This window comes from Streptomonospora nanhaiensis (genome assembly GCF_026642255.1).
In the GTDB taxonomy this organism is placed as follows: Bacteria; Actinomycetota; Actinomycetes; order Streptosporangiales; family Streptosporangiaceae; genus Nocardiopsis; species Nocardiopsis tropica.
The window spans coordinates 1,984,023-2,003,695 of sequence record NZ_CP113264.1; the positions used below are offsets into that span (position 1 = coordinate 1,984,023).

Annotated in this window: 14 protein-coding genes; 13 read left to right on the top strand and 1 reads right to left on the bottom strand. The window is 73.6% G+C overall.

The annotated features are described in order from the left end of the window. Nucleotides 1-318: 318 nt before the first annotated feature. Together OUQ99_RS08760 and OUQ99_RS08765 are read left to right on the top strand one after the other, a co-directional pair. Complete coding sequence (locus tag OUQ99_RS08760; protein ID WP_267948925.1) at nt 319-2,373, top strand: SpoIIE family protein phosphatase; 2,055 nt, start codon at nt 319-321, stop codon at nt 2,371-2,373. A gap of 76 nt (nt 2,374-2,449) precedes the next feature. After that, the gene (locus OUQ99_RS08765) at nt 2,450-3,853 is read left to right on the top strand and encodes a replication-associated recombination protein A (RefSeq protein WP_267948926.1); all 1,404 of its coding nucleotides are present in this window, start codon (nt 2,450-2,452) and stop codon (nt 3,851-3,853) included. A 249-nt stretch (nt 3,854-4,102) separates the two neighbouring features. Here OUQ99_RS08765 and OUQ99_RS08770 read toward each other — a convergent pair whose 3' ends face one another. Then, the gene (locus OUQ99_RS08770; RefSeq protein WP_267948927.1) at nt 4,103-5,665 is read right to left on the bottom strand and encodes a serine/threonine protein kinase; all 1,563 of its coding nucleotides are present in this window, start codon (nt 5,663-5,665) and stop codon (nt 4,103-4,105) included. Nucleotides 5,666-6,050: 385 nt separating this feature from the next. Between OUQ99_RS08770 and OUQ99_RS08775 the strand changes: the two genes are divergently transcribed. The 11 genes from OUQ99_RS08775 (at nt 6,051) to OUQ99_RS08825 (ending at nt 19,500) form a co-directional block, all read left to right on the top strand. Then, complete coding sequence (locus OUQ99_RS08775) at nt 6,051-6,443, top strand: DUF948 domain-containing protein (RefSeq protein WP_267948928.1); 393 nt, start codon at nt 6,051-6,053, stop codon at nt 6,441-6,443. Beyond that, nucleotides 6,440-6,730, top strand: a complete 291-nt coding sequence (locus tag OUQ99_RS08780) for a hypothetical protein (RefSeq protein ID WP_267948929.1) — start codon at nt 6,440-6,442, stop codon at nt 6,728-6,730. The genes OUQ99_RS08775 and OUQ99_RS08780 overlap by 4 nt, the downstream gene beginning before the upstream one ends. Before the next feature lie 334 nt (nt 6,731-7,064). After that, nucleotides 7,065-9,734: an alanine--tRNA ligase gene (alaS, locus tag OUQ99_RS08785; protein WP_267948930.1), complete on the top strand. Its 2,670-nt coding sequence runs from the start codon at nt 7,065-7,067 to the stop codon at nt 9,732-9,734. Between the two features lie 1,194 nt (nt 9,735-10,928). Further along, on the top strand, nt 10,929-11,414 hold the full coding sequence (gene ruvX, locus OUQ99_RS08790) for a Holliday junction resolvase RuvX (RefSeq protein ID WP_267948931.1): 486 nt from the start codon (nt 10,929-10,931) through the stop codon (nt 11,412-11,414). Further along, the gene (gene mltG, locus OUQ99_RS08795; RefSeq protein WP_267948932.1) at nt 11,414-14,128 is read left to right on the top strand and encodes an endolytic transglycosylase MltG; all 2,715 of its coding nucleotides are present in this window, start codon (nt 11,414-11,416) and stop codon (nt 14,126-14,128) included. The genes ruvX and mltG overlap by 1 nt, the downstream gene beginning before the upstream one ends. Next, nucleotides 14,128-14,949, top strand: coding sequence for a shikimate dehydrogenase (locus tag OUQ99_RS08800; RefSeq protein ID WP_267948933.1), 822 nt, complete (start codon nt 14,128-14,130; stop codon nt 14,947-14,949). Before mltG ends, OUQ99_RS08800 begins: the two co-directional genes overlap by 1 nt. 423 nt (nt 14,950-15,372) lie before the next feature. Next, complete coding sequence (gene infC / locus OUQ99_RS08805) at nt 15,373-15,939, top strand: translation initiation factor IF-3 (RefSeq protein WP_267950310.1); 567 nt, start codon at nt 15,373-15,375, stop codon at nt 15,937-15,939. Nucleotides 15,940-16,122: 183 nt separating this feature from the next. Continuing rightward, the gene (gene rpmI / locus OUQ99_RS08810; RefSeq protein WP_267948934.1) at nt 16,123-16,317 is read left to right on the top strand and encodes a 50S ribosomal protein L35; all 195 of its coding nucleotides are present in this window, start codon (nt 16,123-16,125) and stop codon (nt 16,315-16,317) included. Nucleotides 16,318-16,485: 168 nt separating this feature from the next. Beyond that, nucleotides 16,486-16,857, top strand: coding sequence for a 50S ribosomal protein L20 (rplT, locus tag OUQ99_RS08815; RefSeq protein ID WP_267948935.1), 372 nt, complete (start codon nt 16,486-16,488; stop codon nt 16,855-16,857). Nucleotides 16,858-16,885: 28 nt separating this feature from the next. After that, nucleotides 16,886-17,728 carry a TrmH family RNA methyltransferase gene (locus OUQ99_RS08820; protein WP_267948936.1) on the top strand — a complete coding sequence of 281 codons (843 nt, stop codon included), beginning with the start codon at nt 16,886-16,888 and terminating at the stop codon, nt 17,726-17,728. 533 nt (nt 17,729-18,261) lie between these two features. Then, nucleotides 18,262-19,500 carry a sensor histidine kinase gene (locus OUQ99_RS08825; protein ID WP_378554910.1) on the top strand — a complete coding sequence of 413 codons (1,239 nt, stop codon included), beginning with the start codon at nt 18,262-18,264 and terminating at the stop codon, nt 19,498-19,500. Nucleotides 19,501-19,673: the final 173 nt, after the last annotated feature.

The window sequence follows — 19,673 nt, forward strand, 5'->3', positions numbered from 1 at the left end:
CTTTCGCGTACGGAGTGGTGGCGGAGTGCATTCTGCGCCATTGAGTCACACGAGCGTAACGATTCACGCCCCGTGTCCGGACGAATGCGGCCACGGGCGTGGAACCCTGCGCCCTCCCCCCTCCGCTGGTGGACCATGGTGGTCCGTGCCCGACCGGGTCCCGTCGGTGCCCTGCGGCGCGGGCCGTGCCGCCCGCCCAGCTCCACCACCGGAACAGACCCCGGCGCGGCCACTAGAATGAGCCGATCGGAACGTTCCCGGGGTGACCGCGCCTGAACGCGGGTGTGACGTCCGAGACGACATGAGGATGAGTCATACGTGAACGGAAAACGCGCTTCAGGCGACGGCTCCGAGAGCGCGCTCGCGGGGGCGTTCTCCCACGCCCCGGAGCCCATGGTGCTGGCCACGGCCGACGGCGCGATCCTGCACGCCAACCACGCCTTCACCGAGCTCTTCGGACGCGGGGAGTCCGACCTCGCCGGACTGGTGTGGCACGACCTCCTCGACGGTGACGACGTCCGGCGCGGCGCCCGTGCCCACGCCGAGGCGGCCGCCGGGAACCGGGGCCGCCGCTCCCGCCTGCACCTGGGCGTCACGGACAAGGGGTCCCGCCTGGTCGAGGTCGAACTGCGCCCCCTCCCCGGGCCGGGCGGGGAGGGTTCCGCGGGGGAGGACCGCCGCGTCGTCGTCCTGATGCACGTGCTCTCCACCGAGGAGGCCGACCTGCGGGTCGTGGGCGAACTCCGCACCGACAACTCCGACTCCGTGCTGTGGAGCCTGGAACTGGGCAGCGGCCGCCTGCGCGAGCTCTTCGGCCCCACCCCGCTCGGCGCCCTCCTGGCCGGGAACGACCGGGAGCTCGAGCGCATCCTCGAACGGGTCCACCCCGACGACATCGCCCGCGTCCGCGACGCCATGTCCGCCTCCTTCACCGGACGCGACTACGAGCAGCGCTTCCGCGTCTTCGACCGGCTCGGGGACGAGCGCTCGCTGCACGTGCGCGCCCGCTACGTCCCCGGAGACCCCGACCGGCTCGTCGGCATCGTCGACGACGTCACCGAGCACGTCCAGCTGGTCCGCCGCCTCGCCGACCGCCGCCGCACCGAGGCCGAGCACGGCCGCCTCGTCACCGAGCTGTCCTCCAAGCTCGTCTCGGCCACCACGGTCGACAAGGTCATGGACCTGCTCAGCGAGGAGTTCCTGCCGATCTTCGGCGGGGTCCAGGCCATCGCCCTGTACGTCGAGGGCGGCGTGCTGCGCGGGTCGCCCGGCGCGCGCACCCGGGGCGGCAACATCGACCAGATAGACGGCCGCCGCGCCGACGACACCGACTTCCCCATGGGAGCGGTCATCCAGGACCGCCAGCCCCGCTTCTTCGAGAGCCGCGCGGAGATCATCAGCCGCTTCCCCGCGGCCGTCGAGCTCATGCGCCAGGTGCGCGGCCAGGCCTGGGCGACCGTGCCCATCTTCGGGGACGGCAAGGTCGCCCTCGGCGTCTGGCAGATGGTCTGGGACCGCCCCCACCACGCCAGCCGCGACGAGCGCGCGCTCATGCTCACCTTCGCCGGGCTCGCCGGCCAGGCACTCCAGCGCATCAAGGCCCAGCAGGCCGAACTGGAACTGGCCGACGCCGTCCAGCGCCGCATGCTGCCCCGCCAGGTGGCGAGCTTCCCCGACATGGACATCGCCACCAAGTACCTGCCCTCCCGGGCGGACTGGCGGATCTGCGGCGACTTCTACGACGTCATCGAACTCCCCGACAACAAGGTCGGGCTGCTCGTGGGCGACGTGCAGGGACACGGGGTCGAGGCCGCCGCGGCCATGGGCCAGATCCGCGTGGCCTTCCGTGCCTACGCCACCAACCAGTCCGACCCCGGGGTCGTCCTCGGGGAGACCAACCGGCTCCTCACCGAGACCGGCGAGATCGTCTTCGCCACCTGCGGCTACCTGGTGGTCGACCGCGAGAGCGGCGTCATGCAGGCGGCCTGGGCCGGGCAGCCGCCCGTCGTCCTGGCCTCCGGGAGCGGCTACGAGCTGTGGGAGCCCGAGACCGGCCCGCCCCTGGGTGTGCTCGCCGACACCGAGTACGCCGTCACCACCCGCATGCTCCCGCCCGGCAGCACGCTGCTGCTGTGCTCCGACGGCCTGGTGGAGAGCTCGGAACTCCCCATGGGCGACGGCCTCGCCCAGGTCGGCGAAGCCCTCGCCGCGCACTACGAGAACCCCGGGGAGGCCGCGCACGTCATCGCCGAGATGGCCCCGGCCGGACGCGGCGACGACATCGCCCTGCTCATCACCCGGATGACCCCCGTCCCCGCGGAGCCCGCGCCGGACGCCCCCGCGACGACCACCTCCGCGACGCCCGCGCCCTGAGCGCCCGGGCACGGCCGCCGGGCGCACGCCCCGTCCGCCGGACCGAACGGTCCCCGGCCAGCCCTACCCTGGGCAGGTGTCCGAAACACTGTTCGACGATGCCGGGGCGGAAGCCGCCAAGGGGCAGGAACCGCTCGCCGTGCGCATGCGGCCGCGCACCCTCGACGAGGTCGTGGGCCAGCGCCACCTCCTGGGCGGGGGCAGTCCGCTGCGCCGCCTGGTCGAGGACGACGCGCCCATGTCCGTCTTCCTGTGGGGCCCGCCGGGAACCGGCAAGACCACCCTGGCCACGGTCGTCAGCAGGGTCACCAAGCGGCGGTTCGTGGAGCTGTCGGCGGTCAACGCCGGGGTGAAGGACGTACGCGCGGTCGTGGACGAGGCCAAGCGCCGGATGGGCATGCACGGCACGCGCACCCTCCTGTTCGTCGACGAGGTCCACCGGTTCAACAAGACGCAGCAGGACGCGCTCCTGCCCGCCGTGGAGAACCGGTGGGTGAGCTTCATCGGGGCGACCACCGAGAACCCCTTCTTCTCCGTGGTCAGCCCGCTGCTGTCCCGCTCCCTCCTGCTCTCCCTGGAGTCGCTGGACGACGACGACATCCGCGCCCTGGTGGACCGGGCGCTGACGGACGAGCGCGGTCTGGGCGGCCGGTACGCCATGTCCGACGAGGCCACCGACCACCTCGTCCGCCTGGCCGGCGGGGACGGGCGCCGCTCCCTGACCTACCTGGAGGCGGCCGCCCTGGTGGCCGGGCCCTCCCCCTCCGGCGGGCCCCCGGCCGGGGAGGGGGCGCCCTCCCCGGAGGACGGCTCCGACGCGGCGGGGTCCGGCGCCGGACCGGTGACCATCACCGCCGAGGACGTCGAGCGGGCCGTCGACCGGCACGCCGTGCGCTACGACCGCTCCGGCGACCAGCACTACGACGTCATCAGCGCGTTCATCAAGAGCATGCGCGGCTCGGACCCCGACGCTGCCCTGCACTACCTCGCCCGGATGATCGAGGCGGGGGAGGACCCGCGGTTCCTCGCGCGCAGGATCGTCGTGCACGCGAGCGAGGACGTCGGCATGGCCGATCCCACCGCCCTCCAGACGGCCGTGGCGGCGGCCCAGGCGGTGGAGCTCATCGGGATGCCCGAGGCGCGCATCAACCTCGCCCAGGCCGTCATCCACATCAGCCTGGCGCCCAAGTCCAACGCCGTCGTCAGCGCGATCGACGCGGCCATGGCCGACGTGCGGGCGGGCCGCGCCGGACCGGTGCCCCCGCACCTGCGGGACGGGCACTACAAGGGCGCGGCCGAACTCGGCCACGGCAAGGGCTACCGCTACGCCCACGACTTCCCCGGCGGGGTGGCCCCCCAGCAGCACGCCCCCGAGGGGCTCACCGAGCGCGAGTACTACAGGCCCACCCGGCACGGGGCGGAGCGCAGGTTCTCCGAGGTGCTCGAGCGCATCAGGGGAGTGCTCAAGAGCGGGGGGTAGAGGGGGCGGGCCCGCCCCCGCGTCCGGCCCCGTGCGGCAGGGCCGGGGGCAAGGGATCCGACCCCGCCCGGCCGACGGCGGGGACGAGCGCTTCCACCGCCCCCGCGTCCGGCCGGAGGGCCGGCGCCCGCTACCCGGTGGAACGGGCGGCAGGAGGCGCACACGGGGCGGTCGCACCGCGACGGCCCCACCGGTCCCACGGCGCGCGCCGCGGGCCTCCCGCGTCCCCGACCGCTCAGGCCGGTCCGTCTAGTCGGTGTACAACTCCGTGATCTGCACGATCTCCCGTGGCCCCCCGTCCGGCTCCCCCCCGGCGAAGGTCACCTCCACGATCACGACCGGGCCCCACGACAGGTAGTCGACGAAGTCGCTCCCGGTCAGCTCCCAGGTGCCGCGCCCCTCCTCGTCGAGGAACACGTGGTCGGGGGCGGCGCAGAACTTCGCGCACAGCACCTCGGCCTCGGGCGCGATCGTCGCCTGCCCGGGGTCGCCGGCCTCGTCCCACTGCTCCGCCCACGCCGAGTGGCTGGGTATGCCCTGGCCGCGGACCGGCTCGTCGTCCCGGTCCACCGGGGTGTAGACCCACGGCCCCTCCGCCAGGTCCTCCTGCTCGGCCGGGTCGAACCGCACCACCAGGGTCCGCGGCTCCTCGTCGGCCGCCGGGCTCTCCGCCGCCGGGTCCTCCTCCGACGCGTCCGCGACGAGGGCCTCCCCGTCCGAGGGGCCCAACAGGCGGGACACCCCCCACACGCCGGCGCCGACCAGCGCGAGCGCGATCACCGCGCTCCCGGCGACCAGCAGAGCCTTCGTGGGGCGCCGGTTGGACATCCGCCCCTCCAGGCGGATCACCTCCGGCACCCGCGCGGGCGGTTCCACGGCGTGCCACTCGCGCTCCAGGATGCGCGCCAGGTCGTCACGGCCCGCCGGGGCGCCCCCGGAGGGGGAGGCCTCGCCGCCGTGCTCGGAGTGCCACACCGCGATGACCGCCCCGATGACCTCGCGCAGAACGGGGCGCCCGCCGGGGTCGGGGGCCAGGGCCCTGCCCACCACGGGCTGGAGGCCCCGGGCGAGCCCGCCCAGGTCGAAGTCCCCGTTCGCGGCGCGCTCGGCGATCTCCTCGGGCTCCCCGGGGCCGAAGGGCAGCCGCCCCGTCCCGGCGAACGCCACGACCGCCCCCCAGGCGAACACGTCGGACGCGGGCGTGGCCTCACCGCCCCGGAACCGCTCGGGGCTCAGCCAGGTCGCGCCCAGCCCGCGCATCCGCTCGGGGGAGGCGGCGACGGCGCACTCCATGATGTGCGGACCGTGCGACTCCAGCAGGACCTCGCTGGGGCGCAGCGACCCGTGCGCCACCCCCCGCGCGTGCAGGACGGACAGGCCCTCGGCCAGACCGGTGGCCAGCGCGATGAGCTTGCCCGTGCCGAGCCCGCCGCGTTTCGTGACGTAGTGTGACAGCCGCTCGCCCGCCAGGTAGGGCATGGCCAGCCACGGCGGGTTGGCGTCGGTGTCGAAGGCCGAGGGCACGACGACGCGCTTGGAATTCACGTTGGACAGGGCGCGCAGGCGGCGCTCCAGGGCCGGGTAGGCGTCCGGTGAGTCCAACTCGGGGGACCTGAGCACCTTCACGGCGACCAGCCGGTCGCCGGCGGCGGACGACGCCACGTCGACGGCCGCGTAGACGGTTCCGGTGGCCCCCTGGCCGAGCCGCCCGAGGACGAGGTAGGGGCCGATCCGCGAGGGGTCGTCCGGATAGAGGGGGGCGAGGTCCGGCGGTACCAGTACGGAGATCTCTCGGGGAGAACGAGGGCTCATGGGTGTCCTGTCGACGCTTCAGGGGCAGGCGGGAAGCCGAGTGTCCGGACATCGTAGTGAAGTTCCCGCCCCCCGGTGATTCTCCGGCAGGGCCGCCCCCGCGTCGATCCCCGCGTCCTGCACCGGCCACCGCGGGAGGGGTGAGGAGCGATACGTGACCCCTGACACCCCACACGACACGGGGGCGCGCCCGCGCGCCCGCCTCCGTGACGCGATAGGGTCGGCCGAAACCGGCCCGGCCCGTACGTGGAGGCCCGGTTCACCACTCGGGGGCCCGACCTGGCGCAGTCACCGGCCCCCCGCACACCGGCCCCCCAGCCCCGACGCGCGAGCGAGGGGGCCGCCGCACACTTGAAGTACACCTCTATCTGCTCACGGAGCCCGCATGCTTACCGGAGGAGAGGTCGCCGCGCTCGTCGCCGCGGTGGTCTGGGCGGTGCTGGCCACGTTCATGTGCGTGGCGCTCGTCAAACTGATCAAGCTCATCAACGAGGCGACCAAGGTCGTCTCGGACCTGGGGGACCGCACCCCGCCGCTCCTGGACGACGTCGCGTCCACCGTGGAGCGCACCAACACCTCGCTCGAACGGGTCGAGGAGATCACCGCCAACGTGCAGGCGTCCTCGGAGGACGTCTCCACCATGACGGCACTGACCCGCTCGGTGGTCACCGGCCCCCTGGTGCGGGTCGCCTCGCTCTCCTACGGGGTGCGCCGCGTGCTCGGCCGGCGCCGGGCGCTGGCCGTGGTCCGGGGCCGCAGAAGGAAGGCGAACCGGTGATCGGCAAGCTGTTCTACCTCGCCGCGGGCGCCGCCATCGGCGGCTACGCGGTCCACCGCCTCAACCGCGCCAGGCGCTCGCTCACCCCCGGCGGGATCGCCGAGCGGATGGAGGGCCGCGTCACCGAGTACCGGGGCGCCCTCCGCGAGTTCAACGACGACCTCGCGGACGCCGTCCGCGAACAGGAGGAGGAACTCCTCCGCCGGTACGCCCCCGCCCGTGAGCGTGCCCTGCCCGCGTCCCGCCGCCGACCGGCGCGGGAGCTCCCCGGGGAGCCCGGGGAATAGGTCCGGTGCCGCGCTCCGCCCCGCGTTCGCGCAGCGGCCCGGCCCCGTGACCGCCGTCCGCGGGACCGGACCCGTGTCGCGGCCCTCCTGCCACGCGGTCCGCCCCGGGCGCGGGGAAGCACGGGGCCCGGCGGTGGTCAGCGGCGATAGCCTTGGAACAACCAGGCCGCCGCCGTTGTCGTCACCAGGACGGGTCCCCGGCGGCCACCCGTAAACCACGCGCGCCGGCCGGCGGGTCCCCCTACCATGGGCCACCACCGACCACGCGTCAGACGGTCCCGCGCAGGGACGACCCGTCGCCCCCGGCGGCGGAGCCGAGCACAGGAGGGCATCAATGGAGACGGCAGAGATCGCGCGCCGCTTCCTCAGTTTCTTCGAGAAGAACGGACACACCGTGGTGCCCTCGGCAAGCCTCATCGCCGAAGACCCCACGCTGCTGCTGGTCCCCGCAGGCATGGTCCCGTTCAAGCCCTTCTTCCTGGGTCAGCGCACGCCCCCCTACGCCACGGCCACCAGCGTCCAGAAGTGCATCCGCACCAAGGACATCGAGGAGGTCGGCAAGACCTCCCGGCACGCGACCTTCTTCCAGATGCTCGGGAACTTCTCCTTCGGGGCCTACTTCAAGGAGCAGGCGATCCCGCTGGCGTGGGAGCTCGTCACCACCCCGGTGGAGGACGGCGGCTTCGGCATCGACCCGGAGAAGCTGTGGGTGACCGTCTACCTCGACGACGACGAGGCCGAGCAGATCTGGCGCGAGAAGGTCGGGGTGCGCCCCGAGCGCATCCAGCGCATGGGGATGGAGGAGAACTACTGGTCGATGGGGGTCCCCGGACCCTGCGGCCCGTGCTCCGAGATCTTCTACGACCGGGGGCCCGAGTTCGGCTCCGAGGGCGGTCCCGAGGCGGACGAGAACCGCTACATCGAGATCTGGAACCTCGTCTTCATGCAGTACGAGCGGGGTGAGGGCGGCGACAAGACCGGCTTCCCGATCCTCGGCGACCTGCCCAAGAAGAACATCGACACCGGCCTGGGCCTCGAGCGCCTCGCGGCGGTCCTCCAGGGCGTCGACAACATCTACGAGACCGACATCATGGGCCGCGTCCTGCACCGGGCGGCGGAGCTGACCGGCACGCGCTACGGCGACAAGCACGAGCAGGACGTCATGCTCCGCGTGGTCGCCGACCACGTGCGCAGCGCCGTCATGCTCGTCGCCGACGGCGTCAAGCCCGGCAACGAGAAGGCCGGGTACGTCCTGCGCCGCATCCTGCGCCGCTCCATCCGCAACCTGCGCCTGCTGTCGGGCGACGACGCCTTCCTCCTGCACGAGCTGACCGAGGTCAGCATCGACGCGATGAAGGACATCTACCCCGACCTGCTCGACAAGGCCGACGTCGTCCACGGTGTGATCGACACCGAGGAGAGGAACTTCGCCGACACCCTGCGCGCGGGCACCGCGCTGTTCGGCCGGGCGGCCGAGCGCACCCGCCAGGCGGGCGGCACCACCTTCTCCGGGTCGGACGCCTTCCAGCTCCACGACACCTACGGCTTCCCGATCGACCTCACGCTGGAGATGGCCGACGAGCAGGGCCTGACGGTGGACGAGGCCTCCTTCCGCGAGCTGATGCAGAAGCAGAAGGACACCGCCAAGGCGGACGCGAAGGCGAAGAAGCTCGGCAACGCCGACATCTCGCTGTACGCGCAGCTCCTGGAGGGGGCCGGGTCCACCGACTTCCTCGGCTACTCCGACGCCGAGAGCGAGTCGCACGTCAAGGGCATCGTCGTCGGCGGGGTCTCGGCGCCCGCGGCCCGCGCGGGGGAGAAGGTCGAGATCGTCCTGGACCGCACCCCGTTCTACGCCGAGAGCGGCGGCCAGCTCGCCGACACGGGCACGCTGACGGTGGACGGACGCGGCGTCGTGGACGTCGAGGACGTGCAGAAGCCGATCCCGGGCCTGTTCGTGCACCGCGGCACGGTCCGCTCCGGCGAGGTCGTCCTGGACGACGTGGTGCACGCGACCATCGACACGGGCCGCCGCCACGCGATCGAGCGCTCCCACTCGGCGACCCACCTCATCCACTCCGCGCTGCGCAACGCCCTCGGCCCGTCGGCGGGCCAGGCCGGTTCGGAGAACCGGCCCGGCCAGCTGCGGTTCGACTTCACCTCCGACACCGCGCTGGGCGGCGACCGCCTGGCCGAGGTCGAGGAGGAGGTCAACACGGTCCTGGCCGGCGACATCGCGGTGCGGACCGAGGAGAAGAGCCTGGAGGAGGCGCTGAAGATGGGCGCGCTCGCCATGTTCGGCGAGAAGTACGGCGACCGCGTGCGGGTCGTGGAGATGAGCGACTACTCCGTCGAGCTGTGCGGCGGCACCCACGTCCCCTCCACGGCCCGGCTCGGCATCGTGAAGCTCCTCGGCGAGTCCTCGATCGGCTCCGGTGTGCGCCGCGTCGAGGCGGCGGTGGGAGTGGACGCGTTCAAGCGCCTTTCCAAGGAGTCGGCGCTGGTCGGCCAGCTGTCCGAGCAGCTCAAGACGCCGCGCGAGCAGCTGCCCGAGCGCATCGACTCGATGGTCTCCCGACTGCGCGCCGCGGAGAAGGAGATCGAGAAGCTCCGGGCCGCCCAGGTGCTCCAGGCGGCCGGGTCCATCGCCGAGGGCGCCCGCCGCCACGGGGCGGCGCTGGTCGTCGCGGCCTCCGCCCCCGAGGGCGCGAGCGGCGACGACCTGCGCACGCTGGTCCTGGACGTGCGCGGCCGCCTGGGCGAGGAGGAGCCGGTGGTCGTGGCCATGACCGCCGTGCCCAAGGACCGCCCGGTCGTGGTGATCGCGACCAACAAGGCCGCGCAGAAGGCGGGCATCAAGGCGGGCGACCTGGTGGGCGTCGCGGCACGCGCGCTCGGCGGCGGTGGCGGCGGCAAGCCGGACATCGCGCAGGGCGGCGGCAGCGACCCGTCCAAGGTCGACGAGGCGCTGCGCGCCGTGGAGGCGCGCGTCGCCGGCGCCTAGGAGACGCGGGCCGAGCGGCCGGAGGGCATGACCGTGCCGCCCCGCGCGGAGGTCCCCCTGATTCCAGGGGACCACGCGCGGGGCGGCCGGGAAACCCCTCGGCCGCGCCTGTGGACGACCCCCGCCGCGTACCGGCTCCCCGCGCCGGCCGCAGTGCCCGCGCCGCCATCCGCACCGCACGGGCGCCAGTACCGCCCCCGGTCGTCCACGCGTGGCCCCGGGCGGCTCCGCCGTCCACGCGCCGCCCGCGGTTCCCTCGCCCGCGGCGCCCGCCGCCGGGGCCCGTCTCCGTGCCCCGCGCACCGGCTCGGGCCCGCCGCCGTACCGCGCACCGCGTCCCGGGCCCGCGGCAACCGCCGCCGTACCGCGCACCGTCCCGGCTCCGTTCCGCCGCCCCGTCCCGCCGCCCCGTGACGGGGGCGCAGACGGGACACGACGGCGAAATCACGCATAGTCACATAGGCCTCTGTAATGTAACTCTTTGTGACTATGAGGATGGTCCCGCAAAAACAGGTTCCGATCGGCCCGGCCGTGGCGCTGCTCACGGCCCCGGACCCGGCCGCTCCGGCCGGAGCGGGGCCCGACTCCCCGCCACCGCCGCCGAGGGCCGTGCCGCCGGCGCCGCCGACCGGCCCCGGCCCCGCTTCCGAACCCGTTCCGGGACCGGCTCCGGAACCCGGGTCCGCCCCAGCTCACCGGCCGCGTCCGGCACGTCGGAGACCGCTCCGCCGACCGTCGGGGGATCCCTCGTGGCGGTCCCGGACCCGGACCGTCCGGCCCCGCTGGCCTCCGGCGCCGCCACCGCCGGAAGCGGGACGTGCGAGGGGTCCACCCGTGGGTGAGCGCACAGGAGGGGGAGGGCCCCGGCGACCCGCAGCGCCCCGCGGCGGGACGAGTGTGATTTACACTCGAAGCGAACGCGCCCGACCCGAACCCCGTCGTGACCCCCTCGCACGGGACCGCCGGCACGGGCAGCGGCCCCGGACGCCCACGAGCGCCGCCGAGGCTGCGCACTGTCATCGAATCGGGCATACTGTGGCGCGTCACAGCCGATCACACGGCTGTCTGTGCGGAGCTTCCCGCAATCCAGCTGACGAACAGGACCACCGTGTTGAGGATTCCCCAGCAGCGGTGCCGTGCCGCCGACGGCACGGCCCGCCCGCGCATCAACCCCGGTCCGGGGAAGAGGTCCTCTTGAGGCACGGTGTGCGACTGGCCATCGACCCGGGCAACGCCCGCATCGGAGTGGCCGCCAGCGACCCCAGTGGTACTCTCGCGAGCCCGGTGGAGACCATCCCGCGCGGCCGGGGCGACAAGCAGCGCATCGCCCTGCTGGTCCTCGAGCGCGAGGCGCGGGAGGTCGTCGTGGGCTACCCGGCCTCGCTCTCGGGCGAGGAGGGCCCCGCGGCCCGCTCCGCCAGGGAGTTCGCCAACGCACTCGCCGTACACCTGTACCCCGTCCCCGTCCGCCTGGTCGACGAGCGCCTCACCACGGTGACCGCGCAGAGCCAGTTGCTCTCCGGCGCCTCCTTCGCGAAGAAGGGGGCCAGAGGCGGTCGGGCCCGCAGGTCGGTCATCGACCAGGCGGCGGCCACCGTCCTGCTCCAGAGCGCCTTGGACCAGGAACGGTCAACAGGCCAGCCCCCGGGCGAGATCGTCCGCTCCAGCCAGGGAGAATGATGAACGACAGGGATGACTACCCCGATAATCCCTATCGTGGACGTAACGAACGCGAGCGCGGTTACGACTACGACCCGCTCAGCGACCCGCTGCCCGCCCAGCCGCCCTCACGCGGACGGCGGGCGCGTCCTGAGCCCCCGGCACGGGGCGACGCCCCCACCGCTCCCGACGCCGCCGACCCCGGTGCGGGCACCGGCGGGTTCCGCCGTACCGGGAACTCCACGGGCGAGTTCCGTACGCACGGGTACGCGTCCCGGGCCGACGGGGAGTACGACCCGCTGAGCCCCGACGCCCCGCCCCCCGGGCGCCGGCGCCGGGCCGAGCCGCCGACCGAGCCCCCGCCGGGACAGCCCCGCCGCACGGGAGCCGCCGACGCCTTGCGCGGAGGGCGGGCCGCGCGCTCCGGAGCCAACCGGTCGCGGGGCGCCGACGAGCCGGGGACTGGGGACCGCGCACAGCCGCAGGACCCCTCCCGCGCGCACCGCGGTCCGGCCGCCGACCCGACCCAGGACGCGCTCGCGGCGCTCGCCAACCTGGGCGCGCCCTCGGCGCCCGCCCGTCCCGCCGACGAGCCCGCGCGGCCCCGGGACCGCGCCGCCGACGAACCCCCGCCCCGGCGCGGGCGCCGGAGCCAGGCCGGGTCCGAACCCGAGCCCCGGCGCCGTCGTGGCGCTCCCGTGGACGAGGGTTCCGCCGACACCGGTGCGATGCCGGTGGAGGAGGAGCCGGCCGGTCGCAGGGGCCGGCGCAAGCGCGGTCGCCGGGACGACGAGCCGACCGGCGGGTTCCTGGACGACGCGCCCGAGGACAGCGGGGCCTTCGCCCCGGAGGGCCGGTCGCGTACCGAGGGCCCCGCGGACACCGGCGCGCTCCCGGCCTCCGAGCCGCCCGCGGGCCGCCGGGGCGGTCGGCGCCGTCGTGGCGCTCCCGTGGACGAGGGTTCCGCCGACACCGGTGCGATGCCGGTGGAGGAGGAGCCGGCCGGTCGCAGGGGCCGGCGCAAGCGCGGTCGCCGGGACGACGAGCCGACCGGCGGGTTCCTGGACGACGCGCCCGAGGACAGCGGGGCCTTCGACTCGGGGAGCTTCCCCGGTCTGACCGGTTCCGCCGACACGGGCGCGTTCGCCGCGGTGCCCGGGCCGACCCGCCGCCGCGGCGCCCGCCGTGCGCGCGCCGAGCGCGACGAGGAGGAGACCCGCGGCGCCGCCCGCGACCCCGAGCCGGAGGAGGCGGCGTCCTCCGGCGCCTTCGACGAGGCGGAGGAGGCCTCCCGGAGCCGCCGCGGCGGGCGCCGCCGCAGGCGGGGCGCCCCGGTGGAGGAGGCGCCCCCCGAGGCGGACGCCGCCCCCGACGGGGAGGAGGACGCCGACCCGGGGACGGACGCACCTGAGGAGGAGCCCGAGTCCGAACCGGCCGGCCGCCGGAGCCGCCGCAGGCGCGGCGGGGACGACGGGGACGGGGAGCCCGCGGGCCGCCGGAGCCGCCGCAGGCGCGGCGGCCGCCGCGCCGAGGAGCCCGAGGAGGAGGTCGAGGAGTACGAGGAGCCCGCGCTCGCCGACATCGCCGAGGCCTACGGCGGCGGCCGCAGCAGCCGCAGGAAGGCCAAGGAGCTCAAGCGGGCCCGCGCCAACGCGAACCGCAGGGGCAGGGGCCGCCGCGGCATGAGCAAGGGTCTGATGATCGTCCTGGTCCTCGTCCTGATCCTGGTGGTCGGGGGCGGCGGCTACGTCGTCATGCGCACCTACGTCTTCCCGGAGGACTTCTCCGGCGAGGGCAGCGGCGAGGTCGTGTTCGTGATCGAGAACGGGGAGAGCGGTTCCGCCATCGCGGGCAACCTCGCCGACCAGGGCGTCGTCGCCAGTTCCCGGGCCTTCGTCAACGCCCTGGACGCCGTCCCCGAGGACGAGATCGGCGACGGCCTGGTCCCCGGCACGTACTCCCTGGCCGAGGGGATGAGCGGCGAGGCGGCCGTGGCCGCACTGCTCGACCCCGAGAGCCGCCTGGGCGGACAGGTCACCATCCGGGAGGGCCTGCGCAACGAGCAGGTGCTCCAGGAACTCTCCGACCGGACCGGCGTCCCCCTGGAGGAGCTCCAGGCGGCGCACGAGCAGACCGACGAGCTCGGACTCCCCGACTACGCGACGGAGGGGTCCGCCGGCTACCTCTTCCCGGCGACCTACCGGTTCGACCCGGGCACCGAGGCCATGTCCATGCTGAAGACCATGGTCACCCACCACCGCAACGTCACCGAGGAGATGGAGCTGGAGGAGCGGGCCGCGGGCGCCGGCTACGACCCCAACGAGATCATGGCGATGGCGTCCATCATCCAGGCCGAGAGCGGCAAGGCCGAGGACATGCCGATGATCTCCCGGGTGATCTACAACCGCCTGGACATCGGCATGAACCTGGGCATGGACAGCACCTGCTTCTACGCCATCGGCGAGTACGGCATCGCGCTGAACAACGACCAGCTCGCCCAGTGCGAGGCGGACACCAGCGGGTTCGACACCTACCACAAGAGCGGTCTGCCCCCCGGCCCGTTCGTCGCCCCGGGGGAGGACGCCATCGAGGCCGCCCTCGAGCCGGCGGAGGGCGACTGGCTGTACTTCGTCGCCACCGACCCGGAGAACGGGGTCACCGAGTTCGCCTCCACGGAGGCGGAGTTCAACGAGCTCAAGGCCAGGTTCGAGGAGACCTGGGGAGGCGGCGAGTAGTGCGCGCCGCAGTCCTCGGATCCCCGGTCGCGCACTCCCTCTCCCCGGTCCTGCACACCGCCGCCTACGCGGAGATGGGGCTGGAGAGGTGGTCCTACGGCCTGTACGAGTGCGGGGAGGAGGGGCTCGCCCCCTTCCTCTCCGGGCTCGGCGGCGAGTGGGCGGGGCTGTCGCTGACCATGCCCCTCAAGCGCCGTGCGCTGGACCTGGCCGACACGGTCACCGACCTGGCACGCCAGGTCGGCGGCGCCAACACCCTGGTCCGCCGGGGCGCGGGCTGGGAGGCTCACAACACCGACGTCGCCGGGATCGCCGCCGCCCTCACCGAGGCCGGCGTCGCGCCGCGGAACGCGGTCGTGCTGGGCGCGGGGGCCACGGCGGCGTCCGCCGTCGCCGCGCTCCGCCTGCTGGGGGTGGCCTCGGCGGTCGCCGTCCTGGCCCGCGACACCGCCCGGACGGGCGAGGTGACCGCGGCGGCCCGGCGGCTCGGCCACCCGGTGGAGGTCGCCCCGCTGTCCGCGATCGACGAGTACCTGGACGCGGACCTGGTGGTCTCCTCCCTGCCCTCCGGGGCCGCGGACCGGTACGCCGAGCGCCTCGCCCGATCGCGGGCCGACCTGTTCGACGTCGTGTACGCTCCCTGGCCCACCGGCGCCGCCGAGGCGGTCGCCTCGCGCGGCGGGCGGACCGTGGGCGGCTTCCCGATGCTGCTGCACCAGGCCGTCGCCCAGGTCCGGCTGATGACCGGGACCGCGGACGTCCCGGTGGAGGCCATGCGCGCAGCGGGCGAGGCCGAACTGGCCCGCAGGAAGGCGTCCTGAGGGCGTCCGGCCGGGAGATCGCGCACACGGGACGACAGGCTTCCGTCTGCTGCTATATTGGGAACGTAATCGACTTGGTCCGGTGTGTCTCACACCGGAGCCGCAAGCGGAGATGATCCTCCCACCTGCCGGGTACGGCTCGCGCAGGTTCCGGTTCTGGCGATGGAGAGCTCGCGCTCTTTTCGTCGGACGCCCTTGTCCGGGGCGTTCGGCGCGCGCGGTGCCCCTCGCCGGGAATATCCGATCGGATCACCCCGCTTGCACACGCTGGCGGGGTTTTCGCTTTACGGGGACCCCGACGCTATCGGGTGGCCCGACGGACTCGGGCGGCCCGGTCGAACAGATCGTCCGCCGCCTGGCGGACGGTCGGTCCCAGGTAATCCGAGAAAGCTAGGGAGGGGTCTCATCAGCGCCGAGCCCCGTATCAATGACCGCATCCGGGTGCCCGAGGTCCGTCTCGTCGGACCCAACGGTGAGCAGGTCGGAATCGTCTCCGTGCAGGACGCCCTGCGTCTGGCCCAGGAGTCCGACCTCGACCTGGTCGAGGTCGCGCCGACCGCGCGCCCGCCGGTCGCCAAGCTGATGGACTACGGCAAGTTCAAGTACGAGTCCGCGGTCAAGGCCCGCGAATCGCGCAAGAACCAGTCGAACACGATCATCAAGGAGATCAAGCTCCGCCCGAAGATCGATCCGCACGACTACGAGACCAAGAAGGGTCACGTCGTCCGGTTCCTCAAGAGCGGGGACAAGGTCAAGGTGACGATCATGTTCCGCGGCCGCGAGCAGTCCCGCCCCGAGCTGGGCCGCCGACTGCTGGCGAGGCTGGCCGAGGACGTTCAGGACCTCGGCACCGTGGAGTCGCAGCCCAAGCAGGACGGCCGCAACATGGTCATGGTGATCGGTCCGCACAAGCGGCGGTCCGAGCACAAGGCCGAGGCCCGTGCGGCGGCGGGGGACAAGACCCGCCGCGAGCAGGACGAAGCCGTCTAGCGGCGGACGTAGTCCCCCACCGCCCGGACGCCGGGAAGGCACCGGGTGGTGGGGTGGGCTGTGCGGACACGGCCAGGATGCGTCGGAGTACCGGCGCGCAGGGGTCCCCGCTGTAGCAGCGGAAGAACCGTGCCGTCCGCCTCGCGCGGGTGGCACGCCGACGGAGTAGGAGACACGGCGAACATGCCGAAGAACAAGACCCACAGTGGGGCCAAGGACCGCTTCAAGGTCACCGGCTCCGGCAAGATCATGCGCCGCCGTGCCAACAAGAACCACATCCTTGAGCACAAGACCTCCAAGCGCAAGCGCAAGCTGGGCAACGAGGCCGTGCTTTCTCCCGCGGACACCAAGAGCATCAAGAAGCTTCTCGGCAAGTAGGACCGAGGACCTTCCCCTCCCTCCCGGAAGCGCCGACGTGCGGGGTCCAGCCGGCACGGTGACGGCCCCCGGGAGGGGACAACCCGAAGCGAACACGGCCGCCGGGCTTCTCAGAGCCGGGCCGTTCGGCGCGCCGCGCGCGCCGGAAGACACAACGAGGGAGTCACAGTGGCACGCGTGAAGCGGGCTCTCAACGCCAAGAAGAAGCGCAAGGTCGTTCTCGACCGGGCGAGCGGCTACCGCGGGCAGCGTTCGCGCCTGTACCGCAAGGCCAAGGAGCAGATGCTCCACTCGATGACCTACTCCTACCGGGACCGCAAGGACCGGAAGGGGCAGTTCCGTCGCCTGTGGATCCAGCGCATCAACGCTGCCTCCCGCGCCAACGGCCTCACCTACAACCGCTTCATGCAGGGCCTGAAGCTGGCCGGCATCGAGGTCGACCGTCGCATGCTGGCCGAGCTGGCCGTCAACGACGAGGCCGCGTTCGCGACCCTGGTGGAGTCGGCCAAGAAGGCCCTCCCCACCGAGGCCGCCGCGTAACCGGTCCAGGACTGAGCAGCGAGTAGCGATGGCGAGCCACGAGTTCACGAGTATCCGGTCACCCAGGATCAAGGGGGTTCGGCGGCTCGCCAAACGCACCTTCCGCCAACGTGAGCGGCGCTTCCTCGCGGAGGGGCCGCAGGCCGTGCGGGAGGCGCTCGCCGCAGCGGACGGCGGGCGGTCCCCCCGGGGCGGGACCGCCCCCGGTGTGGTGGAGGTCTACGCCACGGCGGAGGCCATGCAGCGCCACATCGATCTGGTGGACGCCGCCCGGGAGGCGGGCGTCCCCACCCACAGGGTCAGCCTGGACGTGATGTCGGAGCTGGCCCAGACGGTGACCCCGCAGGGGATCATCGCGATCTGCGAGTTCGTCGACGTCCCCCTGAGCGAGATCGGCGACGTCCGGCTCGCGGTCGTCCTCTCCCACGTCAGGGACCCCGGGAACGCGGGCACGGTGCTGCGCACCGCCGACGCGGCCGGGGCCGACGTCGTCATCTTCACCGACGCCTCCGTCGACCCCTACAACGGCAAGTGCGTGAGGGCCTCCGCCGGGAGCCTGTTCCACCTGCCCGTGGTCGTGGGCGTGCCGGTGGCGAGCGCCGTGGACTTCCTCCACGGCAGGGGCGCCAGGGTGTGGGCCGCCGACGGCGGCGGAACGAGGGACCTCCACGGTGTCGCCGACGGCGGTGACCTGGACGGTCCGGTCGGATGGGTGTTCGGCAACGAGGCCTGGGGCCTGCCGGAGGACATCGTCGCCCTGACGGACGGAGCGGTGAGCGTTCCGATCTACGGCGGGGCCGAAAGCCTGAATCTGGCCACGGCCGCCGCGGTGTGCCTCTACACCACCGCACGGCAGCAGAGACGTTCCTGACCCCGGCCCGGGGCCATCGGATCATGCCAGCTCATACACCGGTTCATCACTCCGGGTAATCGACCCCGGGGGTGCCGAAGACGGGTGTTCCACCCCATCCGCTCCCTGTGAGCGAGCGGTCACGGTCTGCCCCTTCCACCCGAAATGCACGTGCACGGGGCCCGAGTGCAGATAGGGTCTGACCAGGATCACGGAGGTTCGTGCGCGTCGTGCGCGGACCCGGGCCGCCCTGTCCGCGCCGCGGGCGGGGCGCCGTGCGGCACGCCGTCACCGGGCAGGGTTGACGACACCGCGTGAGCAGACCTCGCACGGGAGGGCCGACGATGCCTGTTCCCGGGCGGCGGTGCTCGCGGAGGGTGCTTGTACGCTCGTCCCCCGTCGTACGCCCCGACCCGGGCCGCAAGGCGTACCGGGTGGAAGTGCAGGGTAGACAACCTGCGGTGGTGTCCGCGGCGTTTCGCGGACACGGCCGGTCAGCGGTCCTCGGCCCAGGAGCCTGTGGTCGTGGACCTTCAAGGGGAGCGGGGAGAGGCGTGGGCAGCGGCCGGAAGGCGGATCACCCGGCGGAGGACTCGGGCGGCGGAGCCGCCCACCCGTCGGACGACCCCGGGCAGGGAGCCGACCCCGCCTCCGCCGAGGCGGCCGCGGCACGCGGAGCCTCCCCCCGGACCGGCCCCGCACCGTGGAACGAACCCCCCTCCGTCGCCCTCATGGACGTCGCCGGGGCCTCCGCGGGCCTCGCCGGAGCCCCCCTGCACGCCGACGACCTGCCCGACGGGGTCGTCGTCGCCGACGCCGCCGGCCGCGTCGTCCTCTTCAACACCCAGGCCGCGCAGCTCACCGGCGTCCCCACCGACGCGGCGCTGGGCCGCGACTACCGCGCGGTCCTGCCCCTGGTCGGCCACGACGGCCAGGACTGGTGGGAGGCCAGCGACCCCTACGGCGGCGCCCGCGACCGCGTCCGCCAGCCCGAACGGGCCCTCTTCCTGCCGGACGAGCGCGAGATACTGGTCGCCGCGCGCTACGTCCGGGCGCGGCCCGGCGGAGAGCTCGTCCGCCTGGTCCTGACCCTCCGCGACGCCTCCACCCGGGCCGAGCGCAGCCGCGCGGACCTGGTGTCGGAGGTCGCCCACGAACTGCGCTCCCCCCTGACCAGCGTCAAGGGCTTCACCTCCACCCTGCTCACCAAGTGGGAGAGGCTCACCGACAAACAGAAGCTGTTCATGCTGGAGACGGTCAACGCCGACGCCGACCGCGTCACCCGCCTCATCCACGACCTCCTCGACGTGTCCCGCATCGAGTCGGGGCGCCTGGAGATCCGCCGCCAGGTCGTCGACCTCCCCGGCGCCGTGCGCCGGGTCGTCGCCGGATACGTCGCGGCGGGCGAGTCGGAGGAGCGCTTCCGGGTCGAGGCCCGCGGAGAGCTCCCGCAGATGTGGATCGACTCCGACAAACTCCACCAGATACTGTCCAACCTCGTCGAAAACGGGGTGCGGCACGGCGCTGGTACTGTCAGTATCGTGATCGAGCCGTGCGAGGGAGGAACAGCGGTGTCGGTGCGCGACGAAGGCCAGGGCATAGCGCCCGAGACCATTCCGCGCGTCTTCCGCCAGTTCTGGCGCAGCAAGCGCCGGAGCGGGACCGGCCTCGGCCTGTTCATCGTCAAGGGCCTCGTCGAGGCCCACGGCGGCACGATCACCGTCGGACGCGCCCCCAGCGGCGGCGCGGAGTTCCGATTTACCATGCCCGCCGGGACGCCCGAGTTCGTCTGAGCCCTCAGACCTCCAGCGCCCCCGGTGGGCTCCACGGCGTGTCCCGGACCCGGCAACAGGTCCTTACCCGGGCATGCTCGACATCCGCCTGTGCTCTTCTGTCGGCTTCGTCCGCCCCGTCGCGGACCGTGACTGCCGCCCGACCCCTTGGCGGGGAACGGCGGCGAGGCAAC